Source organism: Celeribacter baekdonensis (assembly GCF_900102315.1).
GTDB lineage: Bacteria > Pseudomonadota > Alphaproteobacteria > Rhodobacterales > Rhodobacteraceae > Celeribacter > Celeribacter baekdonensis.
In genome coordinates this window covers 251,859-261,690 of record NZ_FNBL01000001.1, presented here as the reverse complement: position 1 = coordinate 261,690, position 9,832 = coordinate 251,859, and the positions used below count along the sequence as shown (strand labels likewise).

Annotated in this window: 12 protein-coding genes; 6 read left to right on the top strand and 6 right to left on the bottom strand. The window is 57.9% G+C overall.

The window, feature by feature from the left end:
- Positions 1-86 precede the first annotated feature (86 nt).
- Positions 87-473: a SpoIIAA family protein gene (locus BLT54_RS01305; protein WP_074640299.1), complete on the bottom strand. Its 387-nt coding sequence runs from the start codon at positions 471-473 to the stop codon at positions 87-89.
- A gap of 123 nt (positions 474-596) precedes the next feature.
- Positions 597-2,048, bottom strand: coding sequence for a catalase (locus BLT54_RS01300; RefSeq protein ID WP_074640296.1), 1,452 nt, complete (start codon positions 2,046-2,048; stop codon positions 597-599).
- Positions 2,049-2,178: 130 nt separating this feature from the next.
- Between BLT54_RS01300 and BLT54_RS01295 the strand changes: the two genes are divergently transcribed.
- The gene (locus tag BLT54_RS01295) at positions 2,179-3,105 is read left to right on the top strand and encodes a hydrogen peroxide-inducible genes activator (RefSeq protein ID WP_074640294.1); all 927 of its coding nucleotides are present in this window, start codon (positions 2,179-2,181) and stop codon (positions 3,103-3,105) included.
- On the opposite strand, the gene BLT54_RS01290 is transcribed toward BLT54_RS01295, so the two are convergent.
- Positions 3,102-3,686: a YARHG domain-containing protein gene (locus BLT54_RS01290; protein ID WP_074640292.1), complete on the bottom strand. Its 585-nt coding sequence runs from the start codon at positions 3,684-3,686 to the stop codon at positions 3,102-3,104. The two genes, BLT54_RS01295 and BLT54_RS01290, sit on opposite strands and share 4 nt — an antisense overlap.
- A 209-nt stretch (positions 3,687-3,895) precedes the next feature.
- Between BLT54_RS01290 and BLT54_RS01285 the strand changes: the two genes are divergently transcribed.
- The gene (locus tag BLT54_RS01285; protein WP_074640290.1) at positions 3,896-4,489 is read left to right on the top strand and encodes a hypothetical protein; all 594 of its coding nucleotides are present in this window, start codon (positions 3,896-3,898) and stop codon (positions 4,487-4,489) included.
- 138 nt (positions 4,490-4,627) lie between these two features.
- On the opposite strand, the gene BLT54_RS01280 is transcribed toward BLT54_RS01285, so the two are convergent.
- Positions 4,628-5,176, bottom strand: coding sequence for a peroxiredoxin (locus BLT54_RS01280; protein WP_074640288.1), 549 nt, complete (start codon positions 5,174-5,176; stop codon positions 4,628-4,630).
- Between the two features lie 191 nt (positions 5,177-5,367).
- Here BLT54_RS01280 and lipA point away from each other — a divergent pair, with 191 nt between their 5' ends.
- From lipA to BLT54_RS01265, 3 genes are all read left to right on the top strand, one after another.
- Positions 5,368-6,318, top strand: coding sequence for a lipoyl synthase (gene lipA / locus BLT54_RS01275; RefSeq protein ID WP_425429321.1), 951 nt, complete (start codon positions 5,368-5,370; stop codon positions 6,316-6,318).
- A 1-nt stretch (position 6,319) separates the two neighbouring features.
- Positions 6,320-7,459 (top strand): THUMP domain-containing class I SAM-dependent RNA methyltransferase, encoded by a 1,140-nt coding sequence (locus tag BLT54_RS01270; protein WP_245707928.1) that lies wholly within the window; start codon positions 6,320-6,322, stop codon positions 7,457-7,459.
- Between the two features lie 150 nt (positions 7,460-7,609).
- A complete protein-coding gene (locus tag BLT54_RS01265) occupies positions 7,610-8,485 on the top strand; it encodes a LysR family transcriptional regulator (RefSeq protein WP_074640284.1) in 876 nt (291 codons plus the stop codon).
- Between the two features lie 35 nt (positions 8,486-8,520).
- Here BLT54_RS01265 and BLT54_RS01260 read toward each other — a convergent pair whose 3' ends face one another.
- Both BLT54_RS01260 and hpt read right to left on the bottom strand, forming a co-directional pair.
- A complete protein-coding gene (locus BLT54_RS01260; protein WP_074640282.1) occupies positions 8,521-8,712 on the bottom strand; it encodes a hypothetical protein in 192 nt (63 codons plus the stop codon).
- Entirely contained in the window at positions 8,709-9,302 is a 594-nt protein-coding gene (gene hpt / locus BLT54_RS01255; protein ID WP_074640280.1) for a hypoxanthine phosphoribosyltransferase, read from the bottom strand. The genes BLT54_RS01260 and hpt overlap by 4 nt, the downstream gene beginning before the upstream one ends.
- A gap of 67 nt (positions 9,303-9,369) precedes the next feature.
- Between hpt and BLT54_RS01250 the strand changes: the two genes are divergently transcribed.
- Entirely contained in the window at positions 9,370-9,816 is a 447-nt protein-coding gene (locus BLT54_RS01250; RefSeq protein ID WP_009571250.1) for a type II toxin-antitoxin system RatA family toxin, read from the top strand.
- The last annotated feature ends 16 nt before the right edge of the window (positions 9,817-9,832 follow it).

Below are 9,832 nucleotides of genomic sequence, written 5' to 3'. Positions count from 1 at the left end.
CAAATCGCTCCAGTGGAGCGATTTAGCCAATCACGCGACACCACAGAAACGCGCCACTGGCGCGTTTCTTGGCGAAAGGCACGGTATTAGGTGACAGGCGCAGAGGCCACACTGGCCGCAAACGCCCGCGCTTCGGCGCGTTGGTCGGGGCCAAAAAGCTTGATTTCGATTTTGGGAAACAGCGGCTGTATCATCCCGACCCAGGTGCCAACCCAGTTGCGGTCGGTGACGATGGACATATGATGAAAATCGTTCCAGCGGCGGATCAAGGATATTTCATAGCGAAAATCTTCGAGTAAAGCGCCCGCCGTGAAATCGGAAAATCCCATCAAATCCACCATCAACCCATAGGGCGCAGGTCGTTGCAACATGGGTTCAAGCGCGGCCTCGACGACCTTGATGTCGTCTCTGGTGATTTTGCCCTCAATAGTCACAGCGAGGGCGGTGTCGTTCAGCGTGTCTATGCGGATCATGATGCTGTCCTTTTCTGGTCAGTCTGTCCTGTTCACCCCTTTTAGATGGGCATTTTTTTGCAAAAAGAAAGGGCCGAACTCTGTCCGACCCTTTCAAGTTTTATGTCAGGCCTGTGCGGACGTTCAGGCGTCAAGCCTGGCCAATTCCGTCCGAACGCCCGCCTCATACTCCGGGTGAACCCGGCCCAAAACCGCCAACCAGCGCTCGCGCACAGGCGTTGAGCAGGGCGCCATCGCGCCCGCCATATTGGCATGCAACCGAGCGCGCTCATCCGCCTGCATCACATCGGCATAAAGGGCGCGGGGTTGAACGTAATCGGCATCCGCGTCCTGTTGCACATATTTATCCGCATCGCCTGAGATTTTCAGCGGCGGTTCGGCCACGCTCACATCCGGTTTGGCACTTTCGGCGTATTGGTTCGGCTCGTAATAGGCGTCAATGTGTCCGGTGTTTGGCCCCATAAAATTCATCGCACCATCTTTATGATAATGATGCACCGGGCATTTGGGGGCGTTGGCGGGCAGGGCCTCGTAATGGGTGCCAAGGCGATAGCGATGCGCGTCAGCATAGGCAAAGACGCGCGCTTGCAGCATCTTGTCGGGGCTAAAACCGATGCCCGGCACCTTGTTGGACGGGGAATAGGCCGCGTTTTCAACCATTTGGAAATAGTTGTCGGGGTTCTTGTTGAACTCCAACATGCCCACGGGGATCAGCGGGAATTGATCATGTGGCCAGACTTTGGTCAGGTCGAACGGGTTGAACTCCACCGTTTCGGCCTCTGCTTCGGGCATCACCTGAATGTTGAGCTCCCATTTCGGGAAATTTCCGGCCTCGATCGCGCCAAACAAATCCTCTTGGTAGCTTTCGCGGGTCTTGCCGATCAGGGTTTCGGCCGCTTCGGAGCTGTGGTTTTTGATGCCTTGCTGGTTGCGGAAATGGAATTTGACCCAGACCCGCTCGCCATTTTTATTCCACATTGAATAGGTGTGCGAGCCGTAGCCGTGCATATGCATCGGGTTCACCGGGATGCCGCGATCCGACATCAGGATGGTGACTTGGTGCACTGACTCGGGCTGTGCGGCCCAGAAATCAAACATTGCCTCAGGTGAGCGCAGGTTGGTTTTGGGGTGGCGTTTTTGGGTGCGGATGAAGTCGGGGAATTTGAACCCGTCGCGGATGAAAAACACCGGGGTGTTGTTGCCGACCACGTCCCAATTGCCCTCGTTGGTGTAGAATTTCACCGAGAACCCGCGTACATCGCGTTCGGCGTCCGCCGCGCCCAATTCGCCCGCAACGGTCGACCAGCGCGAAAGAATGTCGCAGCTGTTGCCAACATTCGAGAAAATATCGGCGCAGGTGTATTGGCTGATGTCATGGGTGACGGTGAAGGTGCCCTGCGCACCCCAACCTTTGGCGTGGACCACGCGCTCGGGGATGCGTTCGCGGTTTTGATGCGCCAGTTTTTCGATCAATTGGTAATCATCCAACATCACCGGCCCGCGCGGACCTGCGGTTTTGGATGTGTCATTGTGCGACACCGGCGCGCCGGCGGAGGTGGTCAAACGGGTGGTCATGTTTGTCTCTTCCTAAATGTGGGTCTGAATCTCGCGGGAGTGTGGCACCCTGAGTATATTAAATGAAATTGTACTTTATGTGTTTTGGTATTAGTTTAAATTATAGTAAGGCTCACCATAAAGGCCCGCCATGCTGACGCTCAGACAAATGACCTATTTCGTCGCCTTAGCCGACACCCGCAGTTTTTCCGCCGCGGCCGAGCGTGCCCATGTCACCCAACCGGCTTTGTCCCAGCAAATCAAAGAGATGGAACTGAGTCTTGGCGCGCAGTTGGTCGAACGGCTGCCGCGTGACATTCGACTGACGCGGGCGGGGCAGGTGGTGTTGGAGCGCGCACAGCAGGTTTTGGCAATGATCCGCGATCTGGAAGCTGAGATTCGCCAATCCAAAGGGCTGACCGGGCGGCTGAGCCTTGGGGTGATCCCGACGATTGCGCCCTATCTTTTGCCACGCGCGCTGACCCGGATCAAAGCCGCAGCACTTGATCTCGATCTGCGGGTGCGCGAGGCCCAGACCGCCGATCTTTTGACGGCGGTGATCAACGGACAGTTGGATGCGGCGGTGATCGCGCTGCCCTATGATGTGGCGGGGCTGATGGCAGAGCCGCTGTTTACCGATAATTTCCTCTTGGCGGGGTCAAAGTCGCGGATTGAGGCGCTCAGTGCGGCGATCGCCCCGCCGCGCCCAACCGACCTGCCGCCGGATGCGCTTTTACTGTTGGACGAGGGCCATTGTTTGGCCGATCAGGCCTTGGACGTCTGCGGCCTCACGCGCGCGCGCCAAACCGTTGATCTGGGCGCGTCCTCTTTGTCGACGCTGTGCGGATTGGTGGCGCAGGGGTTCGGCCTGACCTTCGTGCCTGAAATCGCCCTGTGTTCCGAACAAGCGGCCAGCCCCGACATGACGGTCTTGCGCTTTCCCGAACCACAGCCGCAACGCACCATCGCTTTGGTGCGGCGGCATTCGACGGAGGCCACAACATGGTTCACCGATTTGGCCGCCCTTTTGTCTGAGGCGGGCAGCGAGATGATGCAGCAGGCGCGCAGGCGCGGTTAACCGGCCGCCTCTAAACATTGCGTGTAACTCTCTGGTGCAAACATCGCCCAGCCCGCCGCTTTCACCGCATCAGACTGTGGGGCGGTGGCGGTGATATAGGTCCAGGTGCCGATGTCAGTGTGCCGGGTGCGATACCAATCGCCGGGCTCAAGCGTACTGATGACGCCGCTGTTTGAATCTGGCCCGGCAAAAAGCGACACCCCAGAACCGGTATAGCCCATGCAGATGAAGCCCTCTCCCTCTGGAAAGAGGATCGGCTGTTCCACCAAAAGCCTGCGAAATTGGATGTCATCAAGGGCGAGATAGGTGCTTTGCGTGTTGAGTGTACAGCCCTGATCCTGTTCGGTCTCGCGCAGTTCCGCCACGCGCTCTGCGTCCCAAGATGTCAGCGTCACATTTTTGCCAATGCAATCGGAAGTGTCGAAATAGCTCTGGCCCAAGGGCGTGCCAAAGCAATAGCCCGCCCGGTCCATGATCCAATTTCGGCTATACCACAGATCCTCACAGACCCCGGCATGGGCGGGACCAGAGGGCAGGGCGAAGGGCAAGAAAGTGAGACAAATCAACAGTAAGGCGCGCATGTGAGCTCCGCAAATCAGCATCTTGTGTGAGTGTACGGGTATTTTCTAAACAAGAGGTTTTAATGTAAAAATCGTTCTCTCACCATGTATGAAAGCGCCGATGCTGTCGACAGGATGGGCAAAACACGGTTTGCCGATTTTGCCGTATATCCGTATAAGTGGCCGAGGCGGCGGCACATGCCGTATGAGGCGCGGGTGAGAGGAGCGTTATGGTTGATGTGACATTTGATGTGAAAGGTTTTGGCAAAGGTCCGGCGCTTGTTGGCGTGCTTACTTTGGCCGGTTTACCCTTTCTGTTTTTCGTGGCAGCCGCTTTTTATGTCGGCCCTTTGAAAATTGTCTTTTGGGTCGCGCTCGCCCTGTTTGTTTGGGCGCTGCCGTTCTCTGAGATGCACTTTGTTCAGCTTTTGGGAAAACGGCAGACTGTCACATTCGGGTCTAAGTCTGTCACCATCAAGACCCCGTTTCGCACCCAAGTGTATCCCCTGTCAGACCAAGATCCGTTGTGCCTCGTGTCAGAGATCGGCCCTGAGGAAAGCGAACCCTCGGTGATGCTTGTTGCCAAATCACCTGGGCGGTGGCGTGATGCGCTTGCACTCCGCGTCGGTGCCCTGATGGACCAAGACGGTAAGCCGGCAGACCCGTTGGCCATTTTACAGGCAAGCCATGGCATTGATGCCCGCGATCAGGACATATCCTCACGCGCCAAAGAGGTCTCGCGGGATCGGTTCAAAGGGCTAAAGTCCGTTGCATGGGGGATCGGTGGACTGGCGGTGATCGTGCTGATCAATCTGGGATACTGAGCGGCGCAGCTATGCGTCTCGCGAAGCCCCGTTATGCGGCCTCTCTGCGACGGCTTTGAAAACACGGCATTTTCTGCGCATGCAAAAGGCCCGCAGGAGGGTCTCCCACGGGCCTGATCCATCACGCGCCAGACGCTGTTATGCGACGGCTTCGGCTTTCGCCTCTTTGAGGTAGGACAGCACGGTTTCGGGCGAGGACACGCCGTAGGGGTCTTCGCCGTGGTTGTCGCACAGGCCGGGCTCTTCGAACCAGGCTTCGATCATGCCGTCGTTGACGACAGCGGCATAGCGCCAGGAGCGCAGGCCAAAGCCCAAGTTGTCTTTGCGCACCAACATGCCCATGCGGCGGGTGAATTCGCCGGAACCATCGGGGATGACTTTGACGTTTTTAAGCTCTTGAGATTGCGCCCATTTGTTCATGACAAAGCTGTCATTGACGGACATGCAATAGATCTCGTCGATGCCTTCGGCTTTGAAATCTTCAAAGCCATTCTCGAACCCCGGCAACTGGTAGGTCGAGCAGGTCGGGGTGAAGGCGCCCGGCAGGGAGAACAACACAACGCGTTTGCCCGCAAAGTAATCGGCGGTGGTTTTGTCTTCCCATTTGAACGGGTTGTCGCCGCCAATGCTGTCGTCGCGCACGCGGGTGTGAAAGGTCACTTCGGGCAGTTTATATCCGGCTTTCATCGGTCAACTCCTGTTTTGGGTGCCCCGGAGAGCGGGACGCATCTTCTATCGCAGCCCTTTTAGAGCGATTCTAAAGCAGGCTTCAATGCGCGCGCGGCGTAAAAATGCTGCAGAAGCAAAAGGCGTGGTTTTCGCGAGACATTTGCAGGCAGACTGCCTATATCATGGTCCAAACGGAGAAAGGCCCAGCCATGCGTGATCTCAAAATTCCCGACCAGCGCCACCCTGAAAAAGCGCATCGGGCTGACAATGCCCAGCCGAAAAAACCGGATTGGATCCGGGTGAAGGCACCGACATCGGCGGGCTATAAAGAGACGCATCGCATCATGCGCGAGCATAAGCTGGTCACGGTCTGCGAAGAGGCGGGATGTCCGAACGCGGGGGAATGTTGGTCACAAGGCCACGCCACCATGATGATCATGGGCGAGATTTGCACCCGTGGCTGCACATTTTGTAACGTCGCCACCGGCCGCCCGAATGCGCTTGATGTGTTTGAACCGGGCCGTGTTGCCGATGCGGTGCAAAAACTCGGCCTCAAACATGTGGTGATCACCTCGGTCGATCGCGATGATTTGGAAGACGGCGGGGCAGAGCATTTTGCCCAGACCATCCGCGCCATCCGCCACCGTGCACCCGACACCACGATCGAAATCCTCACACCGGACTTTTTGAAATGTTCCGACAGCGTGTTGGAAACCGTGGTGGCGGCCAAGCCCGACGTGTTCAACCACAACCTTGAGACTGTGCCGGGCCTGTACCCAACCGTGCGTCCGGGCGCGCGCTATTTCCACTCGCTGCGCTTGCTTCAACGGGTCAAAGAGCTTGATCCCACGATGTTCACCAAATCCGGCATCATGGTGGGTTTGGGCGAGGATCGCCAATCGGTGCATCAGGTGATGGACGACATGCGCGCCGCCGACATCGACTTTCTGACCATCGGGCAATACCTTCAGCCGACACCAAAACACCATGCGGTCGATCGGTTTGTCACCCCGGACGAATTCAAAGCCTATGAAAAAACCGCCTATGGCAAAGGGTTCTTGATGGTCTCGGCCACGCCTCTGACGCGCTCGTCTTACCATGCGGGCGACGATTTTGCCCGCCTGCGCGACAATCGTATGAAAAAGCTTGGCCGGGCCTGACGTGAGCGACCCGACATTCGAGATTTTCCTCACCGCCCCGCCGGGGCTGGAGCCGATGCTTATGGCTGAGGTGCAGCAGGCGGGGTTTGACGCGCCTGTGCTCTCGCCGGGCGGGGTGACGATCCGTGGCACGTGGGAGGATGTGTGGCGCGCCAACCTGTGCTTGCGCGGTGCGTCGAAAGTCTTGGCGCGGATTGGCGAATTTCGCGCCTTTCATTTGGCGCAACTCGACAAACGCGCGCGCAAATTCCCATGGGGTGAGATTTTGGGGCAGGGCGTGTTGACCGAGGGCCTCTCGATCAAGGTCGAAGTCACCACCAACAAAAAGTCGAAAATCTATCACGCCGGGGCGGCGGTTGAGCGGTTTGAACGCGCCATTGCCGAGGAATTTGGCGCCAAGATTGCCGAAGGTTTGGACGATGCCGATCTGGTGATCAAAGCCCGGTTTGACGATAACAATATTCAACTCTCCGTTGATACCTCCGGCGAGGGTCTGCACAAACGCGGCCACAAACAGGCCATGGGCAAAGCGCCAATGCGCGAAACCATGGCGGCGCTGTGTTTGCGCGCCTGTGGCTATGAGGGCACGGAGCCGGTGCTTGACCCGATGTGTGGCTCCGGCACCTTTGTGATTGAGGCGGCGGAAATCGCGCGACACATGATGGCCGGGCGCGCCCGCCGTTTTGCCTTTGAACATCTGGCCAGTTATGACGCCGAGCAGGTGCAAAACCTCAAAGACGACTGGCAGATGCGCGAGAGCGCTTTGCAGTTTTACGGCTCTGATCGCAATGTGAATGTTGTGCGCATGGCGAACGAGAATGCCGAGCGCGCGGGTGTGGCCGACATCTGCACCTTTTTGCCCGTGCCCGTTTCCGAAATCACCCGCCCCGAGGGCGCGCCGGGCCTTGTCATTGTCAACCCGCCCTACGGTGCGCGGATCGGCAAGAAAAAAGACCTGTTCGCGCTCTATTCCGCCTTTGGCGAGGTGATGAAGGACCGGTTCTCCGGCTGGCGTGTCGGCATGATCACCTCTGACGATCAACTGGCGCAGGCCACGGCGCTCCCTTGGTTGCCGCCACAGGCCCCCATCGCTCATGGCGGTCTCAAAGTCCGGCTGTACCAAAGCGCCGCATTGGGGTGATCTGGACGCAAGATCAGGGCGAGAGATCAGGGCATGAGATAGGGCATGGGCGTTTGCCTTGTGCAAAAATGTGCGTTTTGTGATTTCCCTCAAAGCACCCCTGCACGCTCCCATGTTAAAATAAAGCATCACAGGGAGAGAAGGTGTCAGATGATGCAAAGGCCAAATTGGGATGATTTTCGCTATGTTTTGGCCGTTGCGCGGACGGGTTCCGTCTCGGGCGCGGCGCGGCACTTAGGCGTCAATCACGCCACAGTGTTGCGCCGGGTCGCCGCGATTGAGGGCCGTCTTGGCGTTGAATTGTTTGAAAAATCCGTGCGCGGATATGACATCTCGCCGGAAAATCTGCGCCTGATCGAAGCCGCGCGCGAGGTCGAAACCGCTGTCAACGCGGTCGAACGGTTGGCGCGCGCGGGCGAAGCGCCTTTGGCGGGGGTGATCCGCGTCACCTCGACCGACACGTTTTGCCACAAAATCCTGCCGCCGATTTTGGCACGTCTGTCGCAACGCGAACAGGATGTGTCCTTTGAACTCTTGTCGAACAACGCCCACCTCGACCTGTCGCGGCTTCATGCCGATGTCACCGTGCGCCCGACCTATAAATTGCCCGATGATCTGGTTGGCGATATGGCGGCGCAAATGGCCTTTGGCTTTTATGCCGCCTCAACCGATGTGCCTGCCGATCACTGGTTGGGGCTGACCGGGGCCATCGGACGTTCGCCCGTCGCGCAAAAGCTGCGCGAGGCGTTGGAGCGGCGCAAAACCACCTTTACCGCCGCCGCCGACAGTTTCCTGTCGCTGCAATCTTTGGCCGAGGCCGGGTTGGGCCGGGTGATGTTGCCTGCGTTTTTGGGCAATGGTTCGACGCGTCTGGTGCGGGTGGAGCCGGTATTTGAGGTGCCGCCTGTGCCGATTTATGTTGCCTCTCACGCCGATCTGGCCGATGCGCCACGGCTGCGCTTGGCCCGTGCGCGGATTTCAACAGCGCTTGAGGCCGAGCAGGAGCGGCTTTTGGGGGGCAGTTGACCCATGTTCAGGGGGCGGGGCTCTGGGTGCGCGGCTCAGGGCGCGGGCCGGACCTTGATCTTGCTCGCGCCATTGACCTGCATCCAGTCGGGCAGCCCCACCAGTTTCTCAACGCCGTAAAGCGCAACACAGACCGCGATGATCGCAAACACAAACTTCACCCGCGCCTTTGACGGCGGGTTCTGCGCCCAGCGTTTGGCGCGCAACAGCCAGCGCAATTGGGTCACGTCGATGGCTCCGGCGTACCCTCATCCTCAAACACCTCACCCTCAACCACAACATCGTCAAACACAACCGTGCCGATATAGGGCAGGTTGCGGTTGGCTTGGGCGAAATCAATGCCGTAGCCGACGACAAAGGCATCGGGGATTTCAAACCCGGTCCATGTCGCCTTAAGCGGCACTTCGCGCCGCGCCGGTTTGTCCAAAAGGGCGATGGTTTCCAACTTGCGCGGATGGCGCGAGCGCAACAGCTCCAACACCGCAGTCAGGGTGTGACCGGTGTCGACGATGTCCTCAACGACCAAGACATCACGCCCTTCAATCGCCCCGCGCAAATCCTTTAAGATTTTGACTTCGCGCGAACTTTCCGTCGCGTTGCCATAGGAGGAGGCCTCCAGAAAATCGACCTCCACATTCATCTCCAATTCGCGCACAAGATCGGCGATGAACACAAAGGAGCCGCGCAACAAGCCGACAACAACCAATTTGTCGGTGTCCTTATACTCATCGCGAATGAGCCGCGCGAGATCTTCGATCCGCGCGGCAATGGCCTTGGCCGAAATCATGACGTCGATGTGATATGGCCGTTGCGACATGCTAACCCCTTGCATTTTGTGCCTCAGGCATAGACATACCGAGGGACGACACAGAAAACCAGTGACCATGCCGACGCACCAAGAAACAAAACATCTCCCCTATAGCGCCGATCAAATGTATGCGCTTGTCGCAGACGTTGAGAGCTATCCAAAGTTTTTGCCGTGGAACGCCGCCGCGCGCATCCGCTCGCGCACGAGTGTGGGCGATCACGAGGTGATGCTGGCCGATCTGGTGATTTCGTTCAAAGTGTTCCGCGAAAAATTTGGCTCCCGCGTCACGCTCTTCCCCGCTCAGAAAAAGATCGACACCGAATATCTCGACGGGCCGTTTCGGTATATGAAAAGCTGGTGGAGCTTTCAGGACAGTCCTGACGGCGGCTGTGACATTGAATTTTTCGTCGATTTCGAGTTCAAAAATGCGATTCTGCAGGGGATCATTGGCATGGTGTTCAATGATGCGATGCAACGGATCGTGCGGGCGTTTGAACGCCGCGCGGCGGAGCTTTACAAATAGGTTTTTCGGCTTTGAG